Source organism: Pseudomonas sp. EpS/L25 (genome assembly GCF_001512295.1).
Lineage (GTDB): Bacteria > Pseudomonadota > Gammaproteobacteria > Pseudomonadales > Pseudomonadaceae > Chryseomonas.
On the sequence record NZ_LNUP01000018.1, the window covers coordinates 182,976 to 208,090 of the forward strand.

Sequence of the window (25,115 nt, forward strand, 5' to 3'; positions counted from 1 at the left end):
CCCCGAAGAAATTTGCTTTTCGCTCGCTGATTCGAGATCGAATTCGAATATGATTCTTCAATCTGGCGATTAGAGAGAAGATTTTTCCATGGACCGTTTCGATCGCGCCATTCTCGAAGTGTTGCAGCAGGACAGCACTCGGCCAGTGGCCGACATCGCCGAGCGCATCGGCCTGGGCACCACTGCCTGCTGGCGGCGTATCCAGAAACTGGAAGAGCAGGGCGTCATCCGCGCGCGGGTGGCGCTGCTCGATCCGGCGCAGCTCAACGTGGGGGTGACGGTGTTCGTCTCGGTGCGCACCAACCAGCACGCCATGGACTGGCTGCAGCGCTTCCACGCGGCGGTAGCGGCCATCCCCGAGGTGGTGGAGCTCTATCGCATGGCGGGCGATACCGACTACCTGATGCGCATCGTGGTGCCGGACATCGCCGCCTACGATGGCGTCTACAAGCGACTGATCCAGGTACCGGGGCTGTTGGACGTGAGTTCCAGCTTCGCCATGGAGCAGATCAAGTACAGCACGGCCTTGCCGTTGGATTATGTGCGGTGAGGGGCATGGATCGCGGCCATGGGCCGCTCCTACAGGCCGCAGTGTGGAAAACGGTGCGGCCTTTTCCACTCTTGATAGGGGCTGTCTGGGTCGCCCTCACCCTAGCCCTCCCGGAGGAAGAGGGCGCTGTTCGAGCAGCTGATCAGCCTAGGCAAGATCGCGGCCATGGGCCGCTCCTACAGCAGCCAGATATCCCGTAGGAGCGGCCCATGGCCGCGATAGGAGCGTGTGGCTGAGCCCTGTCGCCTTATCCGCGATAGGCGCTGACCTGGTCCAGCAGGGTGATGTCGTCGGCTGGTAGTTGCAGCCGGGTCGCGGCCACCAGGTCGTCGAGTTGGGCCTGGGAGGTGGCGCTGACGATGGGGGCGGTGATGCTGGGGCGGGCGATCAGCCAGGCCAGGGCGACCTGGCCCGGGGTGGCGTCGTGTTTTTCGGCGATCTCGTCGAGGCCGGCCAGGATGGCCATGCCGCGTTCGTCCATGTAGCGCTTGGCCATCTCCGCGCGGGAGCCCTGGAGATCGTCCTTGGTGCGGTACTTGCCAGTGAGGAAGCCGCTGGCCAGGGAGAAGTAGCTGATCACGCCCAGGCCGAGTTCCTCGACCACGGGCTCGAGGTCCGTCTCGTAGTCCTTGCGGGCGTGCAGGTTGTAGTGCGGTTGCAGGCTCTGGTAGGTGGGAACCCCCAGGCGCTCGGCGACCTGGGCCGCCTCGCGCAGCCGCTGGCCACCATAGTTGGAGGCCCCGATCACCCGCACCTTGCCCTGTTCGACCAGCCGGGCGAAGGCGCCCAGGGTTTCTTCCAGCGGCGTGTCGGCATCGTCGCAATGGGCCTGGTAGAGGTCGATGCGATCAGTCTGCAGACGCTTGAGCGAGGCCTCCACCGCCTGCTGCACATAGCTGGCCCTGAGACCCTTGCGGCCTTCGCCCATGTCCATGCCCAGCTTGGTGGCCAGGATCACCTGGTCGCGCTTGCCGCTCCTGGCGAACCACTTGCCGAGCAGCGCTTCGGATTCGCCACCCTGGTTACCCAGTGCCCAGCGGGAATAGACGTCGGCGGTGTCGATGAAGTCGAGTCCGGCCTCGAGCAGGGCGTCCAGCATGCGGAAGGACTGGGCCTCGTCCAGCGTCCAGCCGAAGACGTTGCCACCGAAGCAGAGCGGTGGGACCTGCAGATCGGAGTGACCAAGGGTACGTTTTTGCATGGGATCCTCTTCCGAATGGGGGGGAGACATGCAGGTTACGACCGATGGCCGCGACTCAAGGTTCGAAGCGGGGTGGCCCCTGCCATTCCAGCAGCGGGATGGGCTTGCCGAGGGCGTAACCCTGGGCGTAGTCGACGCCGATGCCGCCAAGCAGCTCGAAGGTCGCCCGGGATTCGACGAACTCGGCGATGGTCTCGGCGCCCAGGTGATGGGCGACCTGGTTGATGGACTCGACGATGGCGCGGTCCAGCGGGTCCTGGTCGAGGTTGCGAACGAAGCTGCCGTCGATCTTCACGTAGTCGACGCGGAAATTCTTCAGGTAGGTGAAGGAGCTCAGGCCGGCACCGAAGTCGTCCAGGGCGATACGGCAGCCGCGCTCGCGTACCTGACTGATGAGGGCGGAGGCCACCGACAGCTTGTTGATCACCGCGGTCTCGGTCAGCTCGAACAGCAGGCGCTGCGGGTCCAGCGGCGAGGCGGCGATCAGTTCCAGCAGCTCGGGCAGGAAGCCGGGATCGCTCAGGCTGTTGCCCGACAGATTGATGCCCACCCGTAACTGCGGTCGCTCCTGCAGCCAGGGCACCAGGTCGACCAGCACCTGGCGTACCACCCAGCGGTCGATGTTGCTCATCAGGCCGAAGCGTTCGGCGGCCGGGATGAAGGTGGCCGGCGAGATCAACTGGCCCTGGACGTCACGCAGGCGCAACAGCAGTTCGACGTGCTGCTCGTCGCGGCGGCTGGCGTGGGTGGCGACGATGGGCTGGGCGTGCAGCTCGAAGCGATGCTGCTCCAGGGCCTCGCGCAGGCCGCTGGCCATGAGGATTTCCCGGTGCTGGCGCTCGACGTCCTCGCTGCCCGCCCGGTAGAGCGCGGCGCGATTGCGCCCGGCATGCTTGGCGGTGTAGCAGGCGACGTCGGCCTGGCTCATCAGTTCGGCGGGGCTGAGGGTCTCGGCGGTGATGGCGACGATCCCGGCGCTGGCACCGACGTCGTAGACCCGGTCCTGCCAGTTGAAGCGCACCGCGCCGATGCTGACGATGAGTTTGTCGGCCACGGCCTCGGCCTGTACCAGGTCGCAGTCGCGCAGCAGCAGGGCGAATTCGTCGCCGCCGATCCGCGCCACGGCGTCGGAGCCGCGCAGGGAGTCGCGCAGCAGGGTGCCCAGTTCGCGCAGCAGCAGGTCACCGGCGGCGTGGCCGGCGGAGTCGTTGACCACCTTGAAGCGATCCAGGTCGATGAAGCACAGCGCGTGCTGGGTGTTGCCGGTCTGGGCCTGCTGCCAGGCCAGCTCTAGCTCCTGCTCGAACTTGAGGCGGTTGTAGAGGCCGGTGAGGGCGTCATGGGAGGCGTTGTAGCTCAGTTCGCGCTGCAGGTTGCGGGCGTGGGTGACGTTCTGGAATACCAGCACCGCGCCGATGATATGCCCGTCGACCGTGCGCACCGGTGCGGCGGAGTCCTGGACCTCGTGGCGTTCGCCGTGGCGGCTGAGCAGGACGGCGCCTTCTTCCAGGGAGATGACCATCTGCTCGCGCAGGCAGCGGGTCACCGGACTGGGCAGGCTCGCGTCGCTCTGGCTGTCCTGGATGAGAAACACCTCTTCGTGGGGACGCCCCTGGGCGTCGGCCAGCGACCAGCCGGTGAGTTGCTCGGCCACCGGATTGAGGAAGAGGATACGGCCGTCGATGTCGGTGGTCAGCACGGCATCGGCGATGGAGGCGAGGGTGACCTGCAGCCGTTCCTTTTCCTCGTAGAGCGCCGTGGTCAGGCGATGGTGCTCGGTGACGTCGCTGTTGCTTCCCACCAGGCGGACATGGCCGTCGGGGGCGACCACCGAGATCAGGTCGGAGCGGATATGGCGGACCTCACCCCCCGGACCACCGCGGTTGATGCGGAAGTTGAAGGTGTAGAACATCGATTCGCTGGCGACCTTGTCGAAGACCTCCAGCGAGCGCGCCTTGTCGTCGGGATGGATGAAGGTGAGCCAGAATTCCATGTCCCTTCTGCAGTTGTCCGGGGGTATGCCATAGATCTCGCGCAGGCGGGCGTCGCCGTAGAAGCCCGGCGAACGGGTGTCCCATTCCCAGATGCCCAGATTGCTGGCCCGGATCGCCAGTTCCAGGCGTTCGCGCAGGCTGGCGTTGAGTTCGTCGGCGCGGTGCTCGGCATCGATGTCGCGCACCTGGATCAGGTAGCCCGTCAGCAGGTCCTGGTCGTCGTGGTCGGGAGAGCAGGCCAGCTCCACCCAGAGCGCGTGGCCATCGTGGTGGTGCAGCTGCAGTCGTTGTTCGACCTCGCCGAAATCCGGCTCGCCACCCTGTTCGGCCAGCAGTATCCGCAATGGACAGCCTTCGAGCGCGTTCCTGGGATAGCCCAACATGCGCTCCAGGGCCGGATTGACGTCGGTCAGCAGCCCCTGGGTCGACACCAGCGCCATGCCGTAGGGAGCCGTCTGCATGGCATGTCGATAGCGCGCCTGGTTGCGCAGCAGGCGCCGGTGCTGATAACGGCTCTGCTGGACGGCGGCGGCCAGCAGCAGCGGCGGGATCTGCATCAGGGCCACGGGGATGTAGGTGAAGGCCTGGATGGCCAGCGGGGCCTGTTTCAGGTCGATGATGTGACCATGGGTGAGCAGGGTGCCCAGCAGCAGCACCTGGAGGCCGCCGACGAGCGCCGTACCTGTCACGGTCAGGCGCATGGTCATCAGCATCAGCAGCGTGGCCAGATAGACGAACGGATAGGGCAGGTACCAGAGCGTCAGCAGCGCCAGGGAGGGACTCAGCAGTAGCAGCGCGAGGAATTCCCAACGGCTGTGGCGGGTGAAGTGCGACCAGCGCAAGGGCCAGGAAAGATTGGCCAGCGGCAGCACCACCAGCAGGCCCAGTGCATCGCCGATGTACCAGTGGACGGCGACCGTCAGCAGGTCGGCGGCGTTGTCCAGGAAGATCAGGGTGCCCAGGGTGGCGCCCAGCAGCGGGGGCAGCAACACCCCATAGATCAGCAGCCGGCCCATGGTGGCGACGTTGCGGTCGAAGCTGAGTGGCTGCCGCCGCAGCAGCAGGGCGCCGAGCAGCACCTCGCCCAGGTTGCTCAGGCCGAAGCCGAGGCGGCGCAGTACCGCGCCGCCGCTGGCGAGATCCGCTAGCACGGCAGCCATCAACAGCGCGATGGCGTGCAGGGGCCAGTGCCGTCGCCGACTGCGCAGCAGCCAGACCAGCGCCAGGCCGTTGGGCAGCCAGAGAGTAGCCACCGTGGTGAGCTGGCGGCTCAGCGCCAGGCACAGCAGGGAACCGAGGAAGAAGACGCCGCAAAGCGCCAGAGCGCTACCCAGAGCAGGCGGGACGCGAAGCGAAGAGACGTTCATCGACCATCCGTATCAGAGCGTACCGGACGCCGCAGGGGCGGCGGTACGAGGAATCCTTGAGGCGGTCAGTATCGACGCAGCGGCGCCATAAAAAAAGGGAACGCCGACGGCATTCCCTTTGGTTTGACGAATGTCAGCGTCAGGCAGCCTTGGCCTGCGCCTGGATGACCGCGCGATTCAGGGCGCTGAGCAGCGCGCGGAAGCTGGCGGTGGTGATGTTCTCGTCGATGCCGATGCCGTGCAGCGGACGCTGGCCTTCCAGGCGGATCTCGATGTAGGAGGCAGCCTTGGCGTTGGTACCGGCGCCGATGGAGTGCTCATGGTAGTCCATGATCTCCACCGCTTCCGGCAGGCTCGCCACCAGGGCTTCCAGCGGACCCTTGCCGGTACCGTGCCAATGCTCGGTGCGACCTTCCACGGCCACCTGGATGTCGACGGTGGAGGTACCGTCCTCCTCGCGCAGCTTGTGGCTGACCAGGGTGTAGGGCGTCTTGGCCTGCAGGTATTCCTGTTCGAGCAAGCCGTGGATCTGGGCGGCGGTCATCTCCAGGCCCAGGCGATCGGTCTCGCGCTGCACCACCTGGCTGAATTCGATCTGCATGCGGCGCGGCAGGCTGATGCCGTACTCCTGTTCCAGCAGGAAGGCGATGCCACCCTTGCCCGACTGGCTGTTGACGCGGATGACCGCCTCGTAGTCGCGCCCGATGTCGGCCGGATCGATGGGCAGGTAGGGCACTTCCCAGAGGGCGTCCGGCTTCTGCTGGGCGAAGCCCTTGCGGATGGCGTCCTGGTGGGAGCCGGAGAAGGCGGTGTGGACCAGGTCGCCGACATAGGGATGGCGCGGGTGCACCGGCAGCTGGTTGCATTCCTCGACGGTCTTGCGCACGGCATCGATGTCGGAGAAATCCAGCTCGGGGTCGACGCCCTGGGTGTAGAGGTTGAGCGCCAGGGTCACCAGGCAGACGTTGCCGGTGCGCTCGCCGTTGCCGAACAGGCAGCCTTCCACGCGATCGGCGCCGGCCATCACGGCCAGTTCCGAGGCGGCGACGCCGGTGCCGCGGTCGTTGTGGGTGTGGACGCTGATCAGCACGCTGTCGCGGCGGTCGATGTGGCGACCGAACCATTCGATCTGGTCGGCGTAGTTGTTGGGCGTGGCGCACTCGATGGTGGCCGGCAGGTTGAGGATCAGCTTGTTGGCCGGGGTCGGCTGGAACACCGCGATCACCGCGTTGCACACCTCGACGGCGAAGTCGGTCTCGGTGGAGCTGAATACCTCGGGGGAGTACTCGAAGCCCCACTGGGTCTCCGGACGCTCGGCGGCCAGGCGCACGATGGTCTGGCCGGCGGCCACGGCGATGGCCTTGACGCCGGCCTTGTCCTGGTTGAAGACGATGCGGCGGAAGCTCGGCGCGCAGGCGTTGTAGTAGTGGACGATGGCGCGCTTGGCGCCCTTGAGCGATTCGAAGGTGCGCTCGATGAGGTCGTCACGGGCCTGGGTCAGCACCTGGATGGTGACGTCGTCGGGGATATGGCCACCCTCGATCAGCTCGCGGACGAAGTCGAAATCGGTCTGGGACGCGGAGGGGAAACCCACCTCGATCTCCTTCAGGCCCACGGCGACCAGGCACTTGAAGAAAGCCATCTTCTTCTCCGCGTCCATCGGCTCGATCAGCGACTGGTTGCCGTCACGCAGGTCGGTGGACAGCCAGATCGGCGCCTTGTCGATGATCTGGTCCGGCCAGGTACGGTCTGGCAAGGCGACGGGGGTGAAGGGACGGTATTTCTGCGAGGGATCTTTGAGCATGGTCATGGTGATTCTTTCCTTGGGCGAGGTCGGGACTTATGAGGCGAACACAGTCGAGCGTCGCAGTCGTGGACTGACCAATCGCAGGCAGCGGCGCTGCCGGAGGAGGATGAGGGTCTGGGCGTTGTGCATGGCGCTACGTTAGTCGCCCGGGGCAGGGGTCGCAATGTTCTTTTTGAAATTGGCAGGACTTCGCGTCATGGCTATGAATGTGGTGGATAATTGCGAGAATAAGACGTTTATTGGTTTTTTATGAAAAGGGCACTATGGGGTTTCCGGTAACCGCGAATCTGGGGGAGCGATCCCGGTGCCTGTCCTGGGGTCAATGCTGGAGACACCTGCCATCGTCCCGGAGAAAAGCCTTCATGAAGACCCTGCCCCTAGCCAGCCTTGCCACCCTGCTGCTCATGGGTATGGCGACTACCGTTCAGGCTGCCGACAACCCCTTGGCGGCCGAGCGCTGGAAGACCCGCCCACTGATCCTGGTCGCCCCCACGGCGGACGATCCCCAGGTCAGCCGGCTGCGCGAGGAACTGGCGCAGCCGGCCAACCGCGAGGCCTTCGCCGAGCGGGAGATGGTGCTCTATACCGTGGTGGGGGAAGCCGGCAGTCGCAACGACGAGCCGCTGAGGCCGGAGCAGACCCGGGCGCTGCTCCAGGCGCTCGATGCCCGCGCCGGGCAGCCGACTACGCTCTATCTGGTGGGCAAGGACGGCGGGATCAAGGTGCGGGAGGAGCAAGGCTGGTCGCTCGAGGCGTTGTTCGGCACCGTGGATCGGATGCCGATGCGGCGGTAGGGGTGTGACCCTCACCCCAACCCTCTCCCGGAGGAGAGGGGGTTGCCGAGGTAATCCGGATGCCGCGTAGGGTGGACAACGGCGGAGCCTTGTCCACGCGGTTCGGTGGAGGATCACCAGTGGAAAACGCTGGCGCGGTTTTCCACGCTACGGGGGCAGAGCTTCCCCTCACTCCAACCCTCTCCCAGAGGGAGAGGGGGTTACCGAGGTAATCCGGATGCCGCGTAGGGTGGACAACGGCGGAGCCTTGTCCACGCGGTTCGGTGCAGGATCACCAGTGGAAAGCGCTGACGCGGTTTTCCACGCTACTGGGGCGAGAGCTTCCCCTCACCCCAGCCCTCTCCCGGGGGAGAGGGGGCTACCGAGGTAATCCGGATGCCGCGTAGGGTGGACAATGGCGGAGCCTTGTCCACGCGGTTCGGTGCAGGATCACCAGTGGAAAACGCTGGCGCGGTTTTCCACGCTACGGTGGCAGAGCTTCCCTTCACCCCAACCCTCTCCCGGGGGAGAGGGGGTTACCGCGGTAATCCGGATGCCACGTAGGGTGGACAACGGCGGAGCCTTGTCCACGCGGTTCGGTGCAGGATCACCAGTGGAAAGCGCTGACGCGGTTTTCCACGCTACTGGGGCGAGAGCTTCCCCTCACCCCAGCCCTCTCCCAGAGGGAGAGGGGGTTGCCGAGGTAATCCGGATGCCGCGTAGGTGGACAACGGCGGAGCCTTGTCCACGCGGTTCGGTGCAGGATCACCAGTGGAAAACGCTGACGCGGTTTTCCACGCTACGGGGGCTTATCGCGGCCACGCGTGCAAGTTCAGGCGTAGACGTAAGGCCCGCCCTGCTCCAGCGCGCGCTGATAGGCCGGGCGGGCGTGGATGCGCCGGAGGAAGTCCACCAGCCTGGGCCGCTTGCCGTTGTCCAGGCCGGCGCGAGCCTTGGCGGCTTCCAGGGGGAAGCTGAGCTGGATATCGGCGGCGGTGAAGCTGTCGCCGACGAACCAGCCACTGCTGCCCAGTTGGCTTTCCAGGTAGTCCAGGTGCAGGTCCAGCTGCGGCTGGATGAAGCTGGCGGTGGCCTTGGCAGCGATGCCCTTGGCGACGGGCTTGGCGAAGAAGGGCATGGGCGAGGTGGCGATGCGGTCGAACACCAGCTTGAGCAGCAGCGGCGTCATGGCCGAGCCCTCGGCGTAGTGCAGCCAGTAGGTGTAGCGCACGAACTCGGGGCTGTCCTGGGCGGGCAGCAACTGCTGGCCGTAGCGGCGCGCCAGGTAGTCGACGATGGCACCGGACTCGGCCAGGGTCAGGTCGCCGTCGACGATGATCGGCGACTTGCCCAGCGGGTGCACCTTGCGCAGTTCCGGCGGGGCGAACAGACCGCCGGCGGCGCGCTCGTAGCGCTGCACCCGGTATTCGATGCCGAGTTCTTCGAGCAGCCAGAGCACCCGCTGGGAGCGGGAGTTGTTCAGGTGGTGGACGACGATCATGGTCTTTCCTTAGCCCGCGGAAGGGGATCAGTGCGCCGGGGTGCCCGGTTCGCCGAGAGAGGTCATGGCCTCCCGTGTTTCCAGCCGCCCGCGGAAGTCGCGTCCGCTCGGGTGCTGGAACACATGGAGCCCGAATTCCGGGAGGATGGAGAGCAGGTGATCGAAGATGTCCCCCTGGATGCCCTCATACTGCGCCCACACCGTGGTGTTGGTGAAGCAGTAGACCTCGATGGGCAGGCCTTCCGCGGAAAGCGGCATCTGGCGCACCAGCAGGGTCATGTCCTGGCGCACCCCGGGATGGGCGCGCAGGTAGCGCTCCACATAGGCCCGGAAGGTGCCCAGGTTGGTCACCCGGCGGGTGTTGACCGGTTCCTGGCCGCGCTTCTCCAGCTTGCGATTCCAGTCCGCCAGCTCCTGCTCCTTGGCGGTAAGGTAGTCGTCCAGCAGGTTGAAGCGGTGCAGGTGTTCGCGCTCGGCGTCGCTTAAGAAATGCACGCTGTTCTGGTCGATGTTGAGCGAACGCTTGATGCGTCGGCCACCGGCTTCCTGCATGCCGCGGTAGTTGCGGAAGGAGTCGGTGATGAATCTCTTGGTGGGGATGGTGGTGATGGTCTTGTCGAAGTTCTGCACCTTGACGGTGTGCAGGGCGATGTCGATGACGTCGCCGTCGGCATTGAGCTGGGGCATCTCGATCCAGTCGCCGACGCGGATGATGTCGTTGCTGGAGATTTGCACGCTGGCCACCAGGGACAGCAGGGTGTCCTGGAAGATCAACAGCAGCACCGCGGCCATGGCGCCGAGGCCGGAAAGCAGGATCAGCGGCGAGCGGTCGATCAGGGTAGCGATCATCAGGATGACCGCGATGGCGTAGATGACGATCTTGCTGACCTGGACGTAGCCCTTGATCGGCTTGAGTCGCGCCGAGGGCCGCCGCGAGTAGAGCACGTTGACCACATTGAGGGCGCTGCCCAGGGCCAGGGCGATGGTCAGCACGATGAAAGCGCTGCAGACGTTCTGCACCACGGTGACCAGCGCCTCGGGCCGGCCGGGCACCAGCTCGATGCCGCCCGACAGCACCAGCGCCGGGACGATATTGGCCAGGCGGCCGATGACCCTGTGGTGATTGAGCTCCTGGTCCTGGCCGAAGGAGGTGCTGCGCAGCAGGCGGTAGAAGCCGCGGACCAGGATGCGCTTGACGATCCAGTTGAGCACCCAGGCGGCCAATAGCAGGCCGAGACAGGCGACCAGGGTGAGCAGTTGCGGGTGTTTTTCGAGGTCGTCGATCAGTTGGGTAAGGGCCGTGGGCATGGGGGTCTCTTGACGGGATACTACTGGTGCGACATTAGCAAAGCTGCGCTCCACTTGCCGTATTCGTCGCTGGCGGTCGGTCCAAGGTTCAGCTCTTCCAGGAAAATTTCCATGCGCGTCTTCCCTGCCTTTCTCACCCTCGGTGCCGTCCTGCTGCTGGCCGGTTGCGCCGGTCGCCCCTTCGGCCCGCCGCCGCTGGATGATCGCCTGGCCGAACTGGGCTATCGGCAGGGCGCGCCCCTGGACACCATCCTGGGCTTCGATCTTTCCGGCTGGCACTACCTGGATACCCGGCACCTGGCACTGGGGACCGGCCTCGGCCGCGCCTATCTGGTGGACTTCGCCGTGCCCTGCCGGAACCTGGCCGACGGCAATCGCCTGGGCTATCGCTCGCGGGCCGCTGGCTTGCGAGCGGGTGATGTCCTCGTCTCCACCGATGCCCGGGGCAGCCGGATGGAATGCCCCATCGGCATGTTGTACCGCCTCGATCCGCTGCGTTGAGCTGACATGATCCTCACTCTCGGCCATTCCAATCATCCGCTGGCGAGCTACGTCGAACTGCTCCAGGCGCAGGGCGTGACGGCCGTGGCCGACGTGCGCTCCCAGCCCTACAGTCGGCACGTGCCGCAGTATTGCCGCGAGGCCTTGCGTGAGGGATTGGCCGTGGCGGGAATTACCTACGTCTTTCTCGGCAAGGAGCTGGGCGCGCGCAGCCCGGACCCGGCGCATTACGAAGCGGGGCAGGTGCGCTATGACCGCCTGGCCGCCAGCGCGCTGTTCCAGCAAGGATTGACGCGGCTGGAACAGGGCCAGGCGCACTGGCGCATCGCCCTGCTGTGCGCCGAGCGCGATCCCCTGACCTGCCATCGCGGACTGCTGGTGGCGCCCTGCCTGGTACGGCGGGGCCTGGCGGTGACCCACATCCATCCGGACGGTCGGCTGGAATCCCAGGCGGAACTGGAGGACCGGCTACTGGCCGCGACTGGGCTGGTGGATGGCGATCTGTTCAGCTCGCGGACGGAGCGGCTGCAGCAGGCCTATGCGCGCCATGGCTGGGGCTAAGCGCCTGTTCAAAGTCTGCTACGCGTCGGCCAAACGGCGTTGAAGATGGCCTGGGTCGCCAGCCCGGCCTGGGCGGCCCCGTCGCCATGCTCATTGACCACTCGTAAACCCGAGCGCGGGTCCGATCCGCTTCCTCAGGCCTTTGATTGGCTGGCGCTCACCCTGCGGGCCAGCCGTTGGCTGTTACTCCCGTAGGTCGTTGCGCCTTGTTTGTCTCTGGCTCGCGAGACGTTGAACAGGCTCTAGGGAAGAAAAAGAGTACCTAGCGCTCGACCGGCTCGCGCTTCTTCCACCAGCCGGCGTACAAGCCGGTGGGATAGACGCTGACCAGCACGGCGTAGACCACCCAGGTGCGCCAGGACCAGGCCGACAGCACGAAGCCCTGGGAGAAGCCGACCAGCAGGTAGCAGGCGGCGGCGACCAGCAGGATGCTGCCGAGGGTACTGCCGAAGCGGGGTTTCTGAGTCATGGCATCGGCTCCAGGCCCAGGCGGCCGCAGTGAGAAAGGGCGTTCCTTTTAAGCCGAAGCCCGCTATCTGGCAATGCCTGCGACTGCTACCAATTGTTTGCCACCGCTCAAGGCTTGAAGGCACCGATGAAGATGCTCGGATCGACGCGTACGTCGTTGAGGCTGACGTTCCAGTGCAGATGGGGACCGGTGGCCCGCCCGGTGCTGCCGACGCGACCGACCACGCCGCCGCGGGGTACCTGCTGGCCGACCTGGACGTCGACGCGGGAGAGGTGGCAGAACATGCTGATCAGCCCCTGGCCGTGGTCGACGAACACCGTCTTGCCGTTGAAGAAGTAATCGCCTACCAGAACCACCTTGCCGGCCGCGGGTGACTTCACCGGGGTGCCGGCCGGCACGGCGAAGTCCAGGCCCGAGTGAGGGTTGCGCTCCTGGCCATTGAAGAAGCGGCGCAGGCCGAAGGGGCTGGACAGCGGGCCGTCCACGGGTTTGTCCAGCAGCAGGTTGCTCGGCTGGTTCGGCGAGAAGAGGCGGTAGGCAGCCTGCTGTTCGGCCAGTTCGCGCTCGAAGCGCTTGAGGTCCTCCGGATTGGGGGTGACCTGGCGCTGGTTCTTCAGGGTGATGCGCTGCTCGGCGTAGTGCCGGCTGCCGACGTTGAACGCCAGGGAGGCAGCGCCGGCGACCGCCAGTTGCTGGCGCCCGGCCGCGGTCCCCAGGGGGATGCCGACAATGGCCACCCAGCCGTTGCCGTCCCTGACCACCAGTACCGGCTTGCCCTGGTAGCTCACCCGTGGCGTCGCGTCGCCGGGGATCGGCACCACGGCGACGCCGCCCGGCACGGGCTTGTCCAGCAGGCGTTGCAGATAGGTGCCGGCGTGGGCGGGAAGGGTCAGCAGCAGACAGCAGAGCAGGGCGAACAGGCGGGGCATGGGCGCATCCGGTGGCGAAAACGCCCATGCTGGAGCAGGCGAGGGCCGCAGGGCAAGGCGCCCCAGGCCCCCTTGGTCAGTTGGGGACGATCTTGTAGAGGACGGTTTCCAGCGCCGGCTTCTGCTTGGGATCGAAGAAGCTCATCTCGGGGATGCGCGAATCCGTGACGTAGACGGTGCCATCCGGACCACGGCCGAAGGTGTCCGGCCAGACCAGTTTCTTGTCCTGCACCAGGGTGGTGAGCTGGCCGTTCTCGCGGATCTTCACCGCATGGTCTTCCACCGCGCTGACATAGAGGCGCCCTTGCGGGTCCATCAGCAGGCCATCGGCCGGACCATTTTCGCCGACCTTTTCCACCTTGCCGGGCAGGCTGGCGAGGTCGTCGCCCTGCAAGGCGACGGTGGGGATGCGATAGAGTGTATTGCCCTTGACCGCCTGCCAGTAGAGGTAGTCGCCGGCCGGGGAGAGGGCGATACCGTCGGCGGAGAATTCCACGCCGCGACCGTCCGGGCGCACCAGCGGCTTGCCGTCGGCCTTGACCTTGACGCCCTTCTCGGCCTGGGTGCTGGGATCGCCATCCAGGGCGCGGCGGGCCTTGCCGCTGTCCAGGTCCAGCACCACCAGGGCGCCGCGGGCACCGGAATCGGTGATATAGGCATGGCGGCCATCCGGGCTGAATCTCACGTCGTTGAGATAGCTGCCCTGGGGCGCCACGCTCGCGTCCAGCGCATAGACCTTGCTCACCTGGTTGCTGGCCAGGTCGATCTTGACCAGCTTGGGTGCGCCGGGCACCACCAGGGCCTGGGCCGGAGCCCCCGGATCGATCACCCAGAGGCTGCCACGGCCGTCGGCCACCACGGATTGCACGCAGACCCAATGGTTGCCCGGGGTCAGCTCGTCGCGCCTGGCGTTGCGCCAGCCATTCCAGGCCGGGTCCGGATAGGGCACCAGGCTGCCGTCGGGCTTGAGTTCGGCCACCGAGACCTCGCTGTCTTCGGTCCAGCGCGGGAAGTTGACGAAGATCCGCCCGGTCTCGCTGACGGTGACGCCGGTGACCTGGTGATCGAAGCTGGCGACCTTTTCCAGTTTGGCACTGGATTCGGCGGCGAAGGCGGCGGGCGCCAGGGGCAGAGCGGCCAACAGGGTGGCCAGGGCGAGACGGGAGAGGGCGAGGCTGGGCATGGCAGAATCCTTGTCAGATCACCGGAAGACTCCGGCGCTGAAGGTACGACTGCGCTGTTCGCGTGGAAGATCGCCAGGGCCGACGACTGGCCGGGTATGCGCCCACGCGGGAACGCGACCGGGACTAGCGGAGTCCTCCTTGAAACCTCGAAAGGAGAAGACCATGCCCCGTCTAGTCGCCAGCAGCCTGGCCCTGCTGACCTTGAGCGCCCTGCTTGCCGGTTGCGACAAGCCGCCGGAGACGCCGCCACCCCAGCGCAGCGAGGTGGTGCAGAAGAGCGCGCCCGGCAGCGATCCGGCAACCCAGTCGCCCGGCCGCACCGTGGAGCAGACCCACAAGGACATGCTGGCACCTCGGGCGCCGGATACCGCCAATCCGTCCCAGGCGACGCCGCAAGGGACGGAGCGGACGCAGTAGCGCTTAGAGCCTGTTCAAAATCTGCTGCGCGTCGGCCAAACGGCGTTGAAAATGGCCTGGGTCGCCAGCGCGGCCTGGCGGCCCCGTCGCCATGCTCATTGACCACTCGTAAATCCGAGCGCGGGTCCGATCCGCCTCCTCAGGCCTTTGATTCGCTGGCGCTCACCCTGCGGGCCAGCCGTTGGCTGTTACTCCCATTGGTCGTTGCGCCTGGTTTGGCTCTAGCTCGCGAGATTATGAACAGGCTCTTGGGACTTATGGCGCCTAGCTAGCCGGGACGCCCTTCTGCCAGATATCCCAGTGCTCGACGATCTCCTGTACCAGCGGATTGCCGGTACGGTAGAGATTCTCCAGCGCCGGGACGAAGCCGCCCTGCTTGGCATAGTCGAGCAGGTTATCCACCTCGGAGGCGCCCTTGGCCGGACGGTCGAAGTCCGAACCGGCGCGGACCACCGCCAGGCGCTGGAGGTCGACCTTGCCCAGGCGGCTGGCACGCAGCAGCGCCTCGTAGGTGGCGTTGTCTTCCTGCTGGGTGGTGCAGTAGCGACCCTGGCCATTGGTGAGCAGGCGGGTCCATTCCTCGGCCCGTTCCGAGAGGCGGGTGCCGGAATACCAGGTATCGCCGGCCAGGGTGTCGCAACGGGTCACCACCGGCGGCTGGTTGGCCGGGGCGTAGTCGTAGCGTTGGCGCCAGGCCTTGGATTCCGCACTCTCGGTCAGCTCGGCCTGGCGGGACAGGGCATAGGCCTTGTCTCTCAGGCGCACATTGAGTTCGAACACCTCGGTCTTGTAGTCCAGCGGCGGTTTCTCGCCGGGGCTACGGGTGTTGATGCCCAGGTAGCCGGTCGGCCAGTCCTTGGGGACGTCGCGCGAATCGATTTCCCACTGGATACCGAAGTCCACCAGGTAGCGGGCCCAGGCGGTGGTGCCCAGGGTGCCTTCCTTGGGGCTGATCCCGGCGATGCCGGCGACCAGGAAATAGGTCTGTTTGAGGTCGAATTTGGGTGACAGGGTCAGCGCCAGGGTCGAGGCGGCGGCGTTGGCATGCCCCATTCCAGTGGTCATCAGGCACACCCGTGCCTCATTGCAGAGCACATCGGGATAGTCGGCGGAGAGACCGTCGACGGCGACCTTGTGGCTGAGCTTGAGGCGATCGATCCAGGTCTGGGCCTCGGGGCCGAACATCGCCACGATCATGACCTTGGGTTGCAGCGGCGCGGCGGGCGGGGTCGCAGCCTGGGCCGCGCCGGCCAGCAGGATGGCGGTGAGGGGAAACAGGGAAGCGCGTAGAAGGAAATGCATGGGGGGCCTCGGTAGGGGGAAATCCTGACCGAGGGTTCAAGATGCGTGCCACCATCGGTCCGGGTTGGACCGATTAGTCCAACAGAGACAGAGTGGTTGGTTCCTGGTGATTGTCCAGTACCCGCACCGCCAATTCGCCCTGGGCGAGCCGGGCGGTGAGCTTCTGCCCATTGGTGACCTCGGCGGCGGAACGCACGGCCTGGCCGCGCTCGTCGAGCAGGATGCTGTAGCCGCGACCCAGGGTGGCCAGCGGGCTGACGATCTGCAGGGTCTGCACGGCGCCGGCCAGGCGTTGCTGGCGTTCCTTCAACTGCCGCTGCATGATCCGGGGCAGGCGCTCGGCCAGTTGCTCCAGGCGCTGGCGCAACAGGGCCAGCTGGCGACCGGGATGCTGGCCGGCCAGGCGGGTGTCCAGGTGCGCCAGGCGATCCCGGCGGTGATTCTGGGCGATGACGTAGGCGCGTCTCAGGCGCAGGTCCAGGTCGTCCAGGCGCTGGGCCTGCTGGCGCAGTCGCTCGCCGGGATGACGCAGGCGGCGGCTGCAGGCCTCCAGACGCAGGCGCTCGCGGGCCAGGCGCTCGCGCATGCGCAGCAGCAACTGACGATGCAGGCCGTCCAGGCGCTGGCGCAGATCGGCGCTGTGGGGCGCCAGCAGTTCTGCCGCCGCTGAAGGGGTTGGCGCGCGGACATCGGCGACGAAGTCAGCGATGGAGACATCGGTCTCATGGCCCACGGCGCTCACCACTGGGGTCTGGCAGGCGGCCAGGGCGCGGGCCACGGGTTCTTCGTTGAAGCACCAGAGGTCTTCCAGCGAGCCACCGCCGCGGGCCAGGATCAGCGCATCGAAGCCCTGGCGGTCGGCCAGTTGCAGGGCACGGACGATCTGGGCGGTGGCCTCGCGACCCTGCACCGCGGTGGGGATCAGCGTCAGCTCCACCTGGGGCGCGCGTCTCTTGAAGACGCTGACGATGTCGCGGATCACCGCGCCGGTGGGCGAGGAGACGATGCCGATGCGCTGCGGGTGGGCCGGCAGTGCGCGCTTGCGCTCGGTGGCGAACAGCCCTTCGGCGGCCAGCCGCTCCTTGAGCGCCTCGAAGGCCAGGCGCAGGGCGCCGTCGCCGGCCGGCTCGACGCTGTCGAGAATCAGCTGATAGTCGCCGCGGCCTTCGAACAGCGAGACCTTGCCGCGCACCTTGACCGCCAGGCCGTCGCGCAGGGCCTGACGTACCCGGCTGGCGTGCTGGCGGAACAGCGCGCAACGCACCTGGGCCTGGCCATCCTTCAGGGTGAAATACAGGTGGCCCGAGGCGGGCTTGGCCAGGTTGGAGATCTCGCCCTCGACCCAGACCTGGGCGAAGACATCTTCCAGCAGCACCCGGGCGCGGCTGTTGAGCTGGCTGACGCTGAGCACCTCGCGGTCGAGGCCGAGGCGGGCGAAGGGGTCCTTGTACATGGGGCGCTTTCTGTGGCTTTCGTCGGCCTCACCTTAGCAGCTCTGGGCGCGGCGCGAGCAGCACATTAAGCTGCGCGCCCCTTCCTTCGAGACCTAGGTTCCATGACCCTGCGCCAGACCATCCTCGCTCCCCGCCTCTCCAGCCATCCACGGCTGGAGCGCACGGCCGTGGAAATTCTCGGCTGGCTCGCCGCCACTGGCGTGGTCCGGGCCGAGGCTTCGCTCTGCCTGCCCAGCCGCGGTCGGCGCGGCCATGCGCCGGGCCCGCGGCTGACCGAGGTGCTGCGCCTGGCGCCGGGCATGGACGATCCACGCGACTATGCCGACGGCGGTCTGGAGATCGTCACCGAGCGCTGCATCTTCACCCCGCTGGAGGGCTTCGAGGGTCGCGCGCGCTGCCCCGCCTGCCGCCGCGAGATCGGCGAGGCGCTGTTCGAGCACCTGGAGGTATGGATGCCGGCGGAAAGCGACAACTTCGCCTGTCCGGAATGCGACCACGAAGACGATATCAACGGCTTCGACTTTCCCCAGCCTTGCGCCTTTACCGACCTGGGCTTCATCTTCAACCACTGGCCGGCACGGGCCTTCGCTCCAAGCTTCCTGGAGGAATTCCGGAGGAGGTTGGGGCAGCCATTGGCGGTGGTGGAGGTGTAGGGGCGGGCGGGGTCTATCGCGGCCATTGCGGTCCGCGATAGCCCCGTAGCGTGGAAAACCGCGCAGCGTTTTCCACCTGGCCTAGGTGTCTGACGGTGGACAAGGCTGCGCCGTTGTCCACCCTACAAGCTGGAAGGTTGAGCTGTTGGGCTTCGCGTTGCTCAGCCCAACCTACGGGGGCGGTAGATTGGCTTGAGACGGTGCTTTCGTCGAAGCCCAACGGGCTCAGGCAGGGGGGTGGGCTTAGGTCTTGAGCTTGCGCAACCACTCCAACCCTGCCGAGGTATCACCCCGCGGACGGTACTCGCAGCCGATCCAGCCGTCGTAGCCGAGGGCGTCGAAGCGCTCGAACAGATAGGGGTAGTGCAATTCCCCCAGGTCCGGTTCGTGGCGATCGGGCACCCCGGCGATCTGCACGTGGTCGATACCGGCGAAGTCGCGCTCGAAGGTCTTGCTGACGTCGCCCTCGACGATCTGGCAGTGGTAGCAGTCGAATTGCACCTTGAGATTGTCAGCGCCTATGGCCTGGCGGATGGCCTGGGCGTCGTCCTGGCGGTTGAGGAAGTAGCCGGGCATGTCGCGCGGGTTGATCGGCTCGATGAGGATCGTCACCCCGGCCTTGGCCGCCTGCTCGGCGGCATAGGCCAGGTTGCCCAGGTAGGTCTCGCAGGCGCGGGCCCGGTCGACCTCGGCGGGCAGCAGGCCGGCCATGACGTGCACCAGGCGATTGCCCAGCACGGCGGCGTAGGCCAGGGCGCGGTCGATGCCGGCGCGGCACTCGGCTTCGCGCCCGGGCAGGGCGGCCAGCCCGCGTTCGCCAGCGGCCCAGTCGCCGGGCGGCGCGTTGAACAGCACCTGGGTCAGGCCGGCGGCGTCCAGGCGCGTCTTGATCTCGGCGGCGGAGTGCTCATAGGGAAAGAGGTATTCCACGGCCTGGAAGCCATCCGCCGCGGCGGCGGCGAAGCGGTCGAGGAAGGCATGCTCGGGGTAGAGCATGCTGAGGTTGGCGGCGAAACGGGGCATGGCTTGTCTCCCAGATCAGACGAAGGGCCAGAGCAGCAGGGTGATGGCGAAGCCCAGGCACCCTAGTAGGGTGGTCAGGACGGTCCAGGTACGCAAGCCGTCGGCGACGCTCAGCCCGACCAGCTTGGTGAAGATCCAGTAGCCGGCGTCGTTGATGTGCGACACGGCCAGGCCGCCGGCGCCCATGGCCAGGCACAGCAGGGCCATGTGGTTGGCCGAGAGGTCCAGGGTGGCGATCAGCGGGCCGAGGATGCCGGCGGTGGTGACCAGGGCCACGGTGGTGGAGCCCTGGACCGCGCGCAGCAGCAGGGTCAGCACGAAGCCCAGGGCCAGCACCGGTAGGCCGGTGGCGCGCAGCAGCTCCGAGACCACCGCACCGATCCCGGTGTCCACCAGCACCTTGCCGAAGACGCCGCCGGCACCGGCGATGAGGATGACCATGGCGACGCCGGGCAGCGCCGAGCCGATGACGTCCGAGACCTGTTCGCGGGACCAGCCGCGGCGGAAGCCCAGCACATAGGCGCACAGCAGGGTGTCGATCAGCAGGGCCACCAGGGGTGCGCCGACCACGGTGAGGATGTCGCGCAGCAGATTGCCGGCGGGCAGCCAACTGGTGGCCAGGGTGCCGAGCAGGATCAGTACGATGGGTAGCAGGATCAGGGTCACCACCAGGCCGAAGCCGGGGGCCGGGGCGGGTGGCAGACCAGCGGCGAGACCGGCCGGGGTCTCGTCGACCTTGACCGCGGCGGCGCCAAGGCTGGGCAGGCCGGGAGCCATGTCCTGGCCGCGGCCCCATTGCTGCAGATGGGTGTCGGTGATCTGCGGGCCATAGACGTCGCTACGGATGTCGTCCGTCATGGGATAGTGGCGACGGGTCATGCGCCCGGCCACCCACCAGCCGATCAGGGCCAGTACGGCGGTGATCGGCAGGCCGAACAGCAGCACCCGGCCCAGGTCGGCGCCCAGCTGGCCGGCGGCGGCCACGGCGCCCGGATGGGGCGGCAGCATGGCGTGGACCGTGAGCATGGTGGCGCACATCGGCAGGGCGAAGACGATCAGCGGCTTGCGCGCGGTGCGGGCGATGCCATAGGCCAGCGGCATCAGCACGATGACCCCGACCTCGAAGAACACCGGGATACCGACCAGGAAGCCGGCCAGGGTCAGGGCCAGCGGCGTGCGTCTGTTGCCGAAGTGCTCGATCAGCGTCTTGGCCAGGGCCTCGGCGCCGCCGGAGAGTTCGATGATGCGGCCGATCATGGCGCCCAGGGCGATGATGATGGCGATGTGGCCAAGGATCTTGCCCATGCCGCCTTCGATGGTGGCCACCAGCTTGGACGGCTCCACGCCGGCGGCCAGGGCCACCAGGATGCTCACCAGCATCAGCGCCACGAAGGGCTGGAACTTGTACTTGAGGACCAGGAACAGCAGCAGGGCGATCCCCGCCGCGGCGATGAGGACCAGCAGCAACGGACTCATGAGCGGTGCTCCGGGCGGGTAGGGCTGACGACGTGGGGCATGGCACTTTCCTCGCTATTGTTGTTGTTCAGGGCAAGCCGATCCCGCGACGGCCAACGGCGGCCATCGTGGGCGGGTATTTCAGGGGCGGGCTTCAGGTCACCAGACGGCGCCGAAGGTCTCCGCCAGTTCGGCCAGGGCGGCGGCGTCGAGCGGCGCCGGACGCGGTTCGCTGAGCAGCCACAGCCGCGCGGTTTCTTCCAGCTCCTCCAGGGCGAAGCTGGCCCTGCTCACGCTGCTCTCCCAGACTACCGGGCCGAGGCGTTCGAGCATCACCCCGCGTACCCGGTTGGCCAGTTGCGCCACCTGCTCGGCGACGCTGGCGGCGCCGGGGCGGGCATAGGGAATCAGCGGGATATGGCCGACCTTCATTACCTGGTAGGGGGTGATGGGTGGCAGGATGTCGTCCGGACGCCAGACGCCGGCCAGGGTCAGGGCCACCAGGTGGGTGGAGTGGGTGTGCACCACGCCGCCCACGCCGGGATTGCGGTCGTAGACCTGGCGATGCAGGGCCAGGGTCTTGGATGGCTTGTCGCCGGAGACCCAGTCGCCATTCCGGTCGACCTTGGCGATGGCCGCCGGATCGAGGCGACCGAGGCAGGCATCGGTGGGGGTGATCAGCCAGCCGTCTTCCAGGCGGGCGCTGATGTTGCCGGCGCTGCCCACGGTGTAGCCGCGGGCATAGAGGCTGGCGCCGACGGTGCAGATCTCTTCGCGTAGCCGGGCTTCGTTGCTCATGCCGGTTCTCCCGCCAGCTGGCGCAGGGCCTTGGCGAAGAAGTCGCGGCTGCCGAAGTTGCCGGACTTGAGCGCCAGGGCCAGGGGTTCACCCGCGACCTGGCCGAGGGTGGCCGGCACGCCGGGATCGATCTGGGCGCCGATGCGCAGGGTCCGTACGCCCAGCGCCTGGACCACGGCGCCGGAGGTCTCGCCGCCGGCCACCACCAGGCGCCGCACGCCTTGATCGAACAGGCCCCGGGCGATCAGGCCCAGGGCGCGCTCCACCAGTTCGCCGGCGCGGGCCACGCCCAGCTCGCGCTGGATGGCCTTGACCTCGTCGGCGGGGCTGGTGGCATAGATCAGTACGGCCTGGCCCTGGTCGCGCGCCCAGGCGAGGGCGGCGTCGATGGACTCGTCCCCTTGGGCCAGGGCCAGCGGATCCAGGCGCAGGGCCGGGCGACCGGCTTCCAGCCAGGCGGCGACCTGGCCATTGGTGGCCTGGGAGGCGCTGCCGGCCAGCACCGCCTCGCCACCGGCGGGCAGGTCGAGGGCGGCGGCGTCGTGAGCCTGGAGCAGGCCGGCGCGGCGGAAATTCTCCGGCAGGCCCTGGGCGATGCCCGAACCGCCGGTGACCAGGGGCAGCTCGGCACAGGCTGCGCCCAGGGTGTGCAGATCGGCGTCGGACAGGGCATCGGCGATGGCCAGGCGATGACCTGACTCGCGCAGCGCGGCGATGGCCTGGCGTACGGCCTCGGGACCTTTAGCGACCTGGTCATAACGCAGCAGGCCGACGGTGCCGCGGCTCTGCGCCTGCAGCACCCGCACCAGGTTGGCGTCGCCCATGGGCGTCAGCGGGTGGTGCTGCATGCCGGACTCGCTGAGCAGCTGGTCCTGCACGAACAGGTGGCCGCGGAACAGGGTGCGCCCGGTTTCCGGGAAGGCCGGGCAGGCCAGGGTGAAATCGCAGTCCAGTGCCTCCTGCAGGGCCTCGGCTACCGGGCCGATGTTGCCTGCGGCAGTGGAATCGAAGGTCGAGCAGTACTTGAAGAAGAATTGCCGGCAACCGCGCTGGCGCAGCCAGGCGAGGGCGGCCAGGGATTCGCTCACCGCCTCGGCGGCCGGCGTGGTGCGGGATTTCAGCGCCACTACCACGGCGTCGGCGGCTTCGAGTATGGCGTCGGCCGCGGGCACGCCGATCACCTGCACGGTGCGCATGCCACCGCGCACCAGCATGTTGGCGAGATCGGTGGCGCCGGTGAAGTCGTCGGCGATGCAGCCCAGCAGCGGGCGGGTCTCGGTCGTGCTCATCGGTCTCACTCCGCGGCCTTGGGCAGCTCGATGCCCGGGAAGATCTTGATCACCGCCGAGTCGTCTTCGCGACCATGGCCCGCGGTGGAGGCCTGCATGAACATCTGGTGGGCGGTAGCCGACAGCGGCAGCGGGAATTTCGAGGTGCGCGCGGTATCCAGCACCAGGCCCAGGTCCTTGACGAAGATGTCCACGGCGGACAGCGGCGTGTAGTCGGCCTTGAGGATGTGCGGCACGCGATTCTCGAACATCCAGGAGTTGCCGGCGCTGTGGGTGATGACTTCGTAGAGGGCGTCCGGATCGACACCTTCGCGCAGGCCCAGGGCCATGGCCTCGGCGGAGGCGGCGATGTGCACCCCGGCCAGCAGCTGGTTGATGATCTTGACCTTGGAGCCCTGGCCGGGCGCGTCGCCCAGGCGATAGACCTTGCCGGCCATGGCGGCCAGCACCGCCTCGCCCTTGGCGTAGGCCGCGGCGGTGCCGGAGGTCATCATGGTCATCTCGCCACTGGCGGCCTTGGCGGCGCCACCGGAGAGCGGGGCGTCCAGCAGCAGGATGCCCCGCTCGGCCAGGCGCTCGCCCAGCTCGACGGCGTAGGCCGGAGCCACGGTGGCGCAGGCGATCACCAGGCTGCCCGGCCGCAGGGCGGCGACCGCGCCGCCTTCACCGAACAGCACGGCTTCGGTCTGCTCGGCGTTGACCACCACGGTGATGAGGATGTCGCAGCTGTCGGCCAGGGCCGCGGGTGAGGTGCAGGCCACGCCGCCCTCGCTGGCGAAGGCTTCCAGCACGCTGGCGCGCACGTCGCAAGCATGCACGGCGAAGCCGGCCCGCAGCAGCGAACGGGCGACGCCCAGACCCATGGCCCCGAGGCCGATGACACCGACGTTGTCTTGCATCTTGCTGTTCTCCAGAAAAGGTCAGGCGAAGCCGGCCTGCCGCAGGCGGCGGGCGGCGTTGTAGATGTGCTGGCGGGCGGCGTTGGCGGCGGCCAGGGGATCGCCGAGGCGGATGGCGGCGACGATGGCCTGGTGTTCTTCGTGCACCTGACGGGAGAAGTCCTCGCGCCGCGCCTCGTTGGTGCGGGTGATGCGCGTGGCCGTCTCCAGGTACTGGCTGACGAATTCCAGGGTCCTGATGAAGTAGGGGTTGCCGGTGGCCTGGGCGATGGTGCGGTGGAAGGCCACGTCGGCCCGTACCCCGTCATGGCCGTCGGCGACCTCCTCGTCGATGGCGGCCAGGGCCTCGTCGATGGCCACCAGATCGGTCTCGCTGCGGTTGATGGCGGCTTCGGAGGCGATCTCCGCCTCGATGGCGCGACGCAGGTCCAGCAGATGGAAGACGCTGCCGGGCAGGCTGGCTTCGTCGGCGTCGATACGCAGCGGGCGGATGCTGGCATGGGCGGTGACGAAGATGCCGCGACCCTGCTGGGGCTGCAGCACGCCTTCGTTCTTCAGCCGCGAGATGGCCTCGCGCACCACGGTGCGGCTGACGCCGAAGGCTTCGGAGAGCAGGGCTTCACTGGGGATCTTGCTGCCGGGGGCGAAGACGCCGGCTTCGATCTTGTCCAGCAGCTGCTGGGCGACGTTGTCGCTCAGCACATTGGCGGGAACCTTGGCGAACATGGAGACCTGCTTATGTGGTTGTAAGGTTGTCATACAGGTTGTGGTTTTACTGTCTCATAGGCTTTTGGTTTTGTGTAGTGGTTTTGGCCGAAGCACTACGGAATCTATGTGACGTGCTCCACGGGCGACAGACGAGGCTAGAGGCTCCAATAAATGTTATAATATAACAATTGCAGATGGAGCACCGTCCTGTGACCCCTGAAGAACTCCTGGCCCAACCCGAGTCGGCCTACATGAACGAGGCTCAACGCGCTTTCTTTCGCGAGCTGCTGCTGGATCAAAGAACCGATCTGCAGCGGCTGATCGACGAGCAGATGGCAGATCTGCGTGGCATGGAGACCCATGGCGATCCGGCCGACGTCGGCAATGCCGAGCAGCAGCGCCAATGGCAACTGCGCCAACTGGAGCGCGAGAAGAGGCTGCTGGACAAGATCGATGACGCCCTGGAGCGCCTGGTCCGCGATGAGTACGAGTGGTGCGAGGAAACCGGCGAGCCCATCGGCCTGGCGCGCCTGCTGTTGCGGCCTACCGCGACCCTGAGCGTCGAGGCCAAGGAGCGTCAGGAGCAGCGCGAGCGGCATATGCAGTCGTCGTGAGGGTTCGCGGTGGGCTTCCCTCACCCCAGCCCTCTCCCAGGGGGAAAGGGGGCGGTTAGGTCTGAGCGGGGAGCACTGCTTCACCGCAGCGTCTGCTAAGCGGGTAGTGTTGCGTCTGAGGTTGGGCTGAGCGCAACGAAGCCTAACATCCTGTCCGCGGCCATGACGGTTCGCCGATGCGGCCGTTCCTATGGGTATGGGGCTTGCCCGTAGGCGAAACTGCTTGCTCGTCTTATCGCGGCCATGGGCCGCTTGTGTCTTGGCTTGCCGTTAGGATGGAGGTGAGAGCAGCAGGGGGCAGGCTGTAGGGCCGCAGTGTTTCGAGCACGTGTAGGAGCCGGTCCCGCCCCCTGCTGAC

General features: G+C 67.1%; 23 protein-coding genes. 7 read left to right on the top strand and 16 right to left on the bottom strand.

Going from position 1 to position 25,115, the window contains the following annotated elements:
• Positions 1-88: 88 nt before the first annotated feature.
• On the top strand, positions 89-550 hold the full coding sequence (locus AR540_RS23190) for an Lrp/AsnC family transcriptional regulator (RefSeq protein WP_059232322.1): 462 nt from the start codon (positions 89-91) through the stop codon (positions 548-550).
• 247 nt (positions 551-797) lie between these two features.
• Here the strand turns inward: AR540_RS23190 and AR540_RS23195 are convergent, their stop codons facing one another.
• From AR540_RS23195 to leuA, 3 genes are all read right to left on the bottom strand, one after another.
• A complete protein-coding gene (locus AR540_RS23195; protein WP_059232323.1) occupies positions 798-1,751 on the bottom strand; it encodes an aldo/keto reductase in 954 nt (317 codons plus the stop codon).
• A gap of 55 nt (positions 1,752-1,806) precedes the next feature.
• Positions 1,807-5,112, bottom strand: coding sequence for an EAL domain-containing protein (locus AR540_RS23200; protein WP_059232324.1), 3,306 nt, complete (start codon positions 5,110-5,112; stop codon positions 1,807-1,809).
• Between the two features lie 139 nt (positions 5,113-5,251).
• Complete coding sequence (leuA, locus tag AR540_RS23205; RefSeq protein WP_059232325.1) at positions 5,252-6,922, bottom strand: 2-isopropylmalate synthase; 1,671 nt, start codon at positions 6,920-6,922, stop codon at positions 5,252-5,254.
• Positions 6,923-7,281: 359 nt separating this feature from the next.
• Between leuA and AR540_RS23210 the strand changes: the two genes are divergently transcribed.
• The gene (locus tag AR540_RS23210) at positions 7,282-7,713 is read left to right on the top strand and encodes a DUF4174 domain-containing protein (protein WP_059232326.1); all 432 of its coding nucleotides are present in this window, start codon (positions 7,282-7,284) and stop codon (positions 7,711-7,713) included.
• An 811-nt stretch (positions 7,714-8,524) separates the two neighbouring features.
• Here AR540_RS23210 and AR540_RS23215 read toward each other — a convergent pair.
• The gene (locus AR540_RS23215; protein WP_059232327.1) at positions 8,525-9,193 is read right to left on the bottom strand and encodes a glutathione S-transferase family protein; all 669 of its coding nucleotides are present in this window, start codon (positions 9,191-9,193) and stop codon (positions 8,525-8,527) included.
• A gap of 27 nt (positions 9,194-9,220) precedes the next feature.
• Positions 9,221-10,501, bottom strand: a complete 1,281-nt coding sequence (locus AR540_RS23220; protein WP_059232328.1) for a mechanosensitive ion channel family protein — start codon at positions 10,499-10,501, stop codon at positions 9,221-9,223.
• A 111-nt stretch (positions 10,502-10,612) separates the two neighbouring features.
• Here AR540_RS23220 and AR540_RS23225 point away from each other — a divergent pair, with 111 nt between their 5' ends.
• Positions 10,613-11,002 (top strand): DUF6491 family protein, encoded by a 390-nt coding sequence (locus tag AR540_RS23225; protein WP_059232329.1) that lies wholly within the window; start codon positions 10,613-10,615, stop codon positions 11,000-11,002.
• 6 nt (positions 11,003-11,008) lie between these two features.
• Complete coding sequence (locus AR540_RS23230; protein WP_059232330.1) at positions 11,009-11,563, top strand: DUF488 domain-containing protein; 555 nt, start codon at positions 11,009-11,011, stop codon at positions 11,561-11,563.
• A gap of 262 nt (positions 11,564-11,825) precedes the next feature.
• Here AR540_RS23230 and AR540_RS23235 read toward each other — a convergent pair whose 3' ends face one another.
• The 3 genes from AR540_RS23235 to AR540_RS23245 form a co-directional block, all read right to left on the bottom strand.
• Entirely contained in the window at positions 11,826-12,032 is a 207-nt protein-coding gene (locus tag AR540_RS23235) for a hypothetical protein (RefSeq protein WP_059232331.1), read from the bottom strand.
• 107 nt (positions 12,033-12,139) lie between these two features.
• Positions 12,140-12,961, bottom strand: a complete 822-nt coding sequence (locus AR540_RS23240; RefSeq protein WP_059232332.1) for a peptidoglycan DD-metalloendopeptidase family protein — start codon at positions 12,959-12,961, stop codon at positions 12,140-12,142.
• A gap of 76 nt (positions 12,962-13,037) precedes the next feature.
• Positions 13,038-14,144: an L-dopachrome tautomerase-related protein gene (locus tag AR540_RS23245; RefSeq protein ID WP_059232333.1), complete on the bottom strand. Its 1,107-nt coding sequence runs from the start codon at positions 14,142-14,144 to the stop codon at positions 13,038-13,040.
• Between the two features lie 163 nt (positions 14,145-14,307).
• Between AR540_RS23245 and AR540_RS23250 the strand changes: the two genes are divergently transcribed.
• Positions 14,308-14,562 (top strand): hypothetical protein, encoded by a 255-nt coding sequence (locus AR540_RS23250; protein WP_059232334.1) that lies wholly within the window; start codon positions 14,308-14,310, stop codon positions 14,560-14,562.
• Between the two features lie 264 nt (positions 14,563-14,826).
• On the opposite strand, the gene AR540_RS23255 is transcribed toward AR540_RS23250, so the two are convergent.
• Together AR540_RS23255 and xseA are read right to left on the bottom strand one after the other, a co-directional pair.
• Positions 14,827-15,864 carry a purine-nucleoside phosphorylase gene (locus AR540_RS23255; protein WP_059232335.1) on the bottom strand — a complete coding sequence of 346 codons (1,038 nt, stop codon included), beginning with the start codon at positions 15,862-15,864 and terminating at the stop codon, positions 14,827-14,829.
• A 73-nt stretch (positions 15,865-15,937) separates the two neighbouring features.
• A complete protein-coding gene (gene xseA / locus AR540_RS23260) occupies positions 15,938-17,317 on the bottom strand; it encodes an exodeoxyribonuclease VII large subunit (protein WP_059232336.1) in 1,380 nt (459 codons plus the stop codon).
• A 102-nt stretch (positions 17,318-17,419) separates the two neighbouring features.
• Between xseA and AR540_RS23265 the strand changes: the two genes are divergently transcribed.
• Positions 17,420-17,971 (top strand): hypothetical protein, encoded by a 552-nt coding sequence (locus AR540_RS23265; protein WP_059232337.1) that lies wholly within the window; start codon positions 17,420-17,422, stop codon positions 17,969-17,971.
• Positions 17,972-18,214: 243 nt separating this feature from the next.
• On the opposite strand, the gene otnI is transcribed toward AR540_RS23265, so the two are convergent.
• The 6 genes from otnI to AR540_RS23295 form a co-directional block, all read right to left on the bottom strand.
• On the bottom strand, positions 18,215-18,994 hold the full coding sequence (gene otnI / locus AR540_RS23270; protein WP_059232338.1) for a 2-oxo-tetronate isomerase: 780 nt from the start codon (positions 18,992-18,994) through the stop codon (positions 18,215-18,217).
• Between the two features lie 15 nt (positions 18,995-19,009).
• Complete coding sequence (locus AR540_RS23275; RefSeq protein WP_059232339.1) at positions 19,010-20,470, bottom strand: GntT/GntP/DsdX family permease; 1,461 nt, start codon at positions 20,468-20,470, stop codon at positions 19,010-19,012.
• 138 nt (positions 20,471-20,608) lie between these two features.
• On the bottom strand, positions 20,609-21,247 hold the full coding sequence (gene otnC / locus AR540_RS23280; protein WP_059232340.1) for a 3-oxo-tetronate 4-phosphate decarboxylase: 639 nt from the start codon (positions 21,245-21,247) through the stop codon (positions 20,609-20,611).
• Positions 21,244-22,536 (bottom strand): 3-oxo-tetronate kinase, encoded by a 1,293-nt coding sequence (otnK, locus tag AR540_RS23285; RefSeq protein ID WP_059232341.1) that lies wholly within the window; start codon positions 22,534-22,536, stop codon positions 21,244-21,246. Before otnK ends, otnC begins: the two co-directional genes overlap by 4 nt.
• 5 nt (positions 22,537-22,541) lie before the next feature.
• The gene (gene ltnD, locus AR540_RS23290; protein WP_059232342.1) at positions 22,542-23,435 is read right to left on the bottom strand and encodes an L-threonate dehydrogenase; all 894 of its coding nucleotides are present in this window, start codon (positions 23,433-23,435) and stop codon (positions 22,542-22,544) included.
• 21 nt (positions 23,436-23,456) lie between these two features.
• Positions 23,457-24,161, bottom strand: coding sequence for a FadR/GntR family transcriptional regulator (locus tag AR540_RS23295; protein WP_007163085.1), 705 nt, complete (start codon positions 24,159-24,161; stop codon positions 23,457-23,459).
• A gap of 191 nt (positions 24,162-24,352) precedes the next feature.
• Between AR540_RS23295 and AR540_RS23300 the strand changes: the two genes are divergently transcribed.
• Positions 24,353-24,757 (top strand): TraR/DksA C4-type zinc finger protein, encoded by a 405-nt coding sequence (locus tag AR540_RS23300; protein WP_059232343.1) that lies wholly within the window; start codon positions 24,353-24,355, stop codon positions 24,755-24,757.
• Positions 24,758-25,115 lie beyond the last annotated feature (358 nt).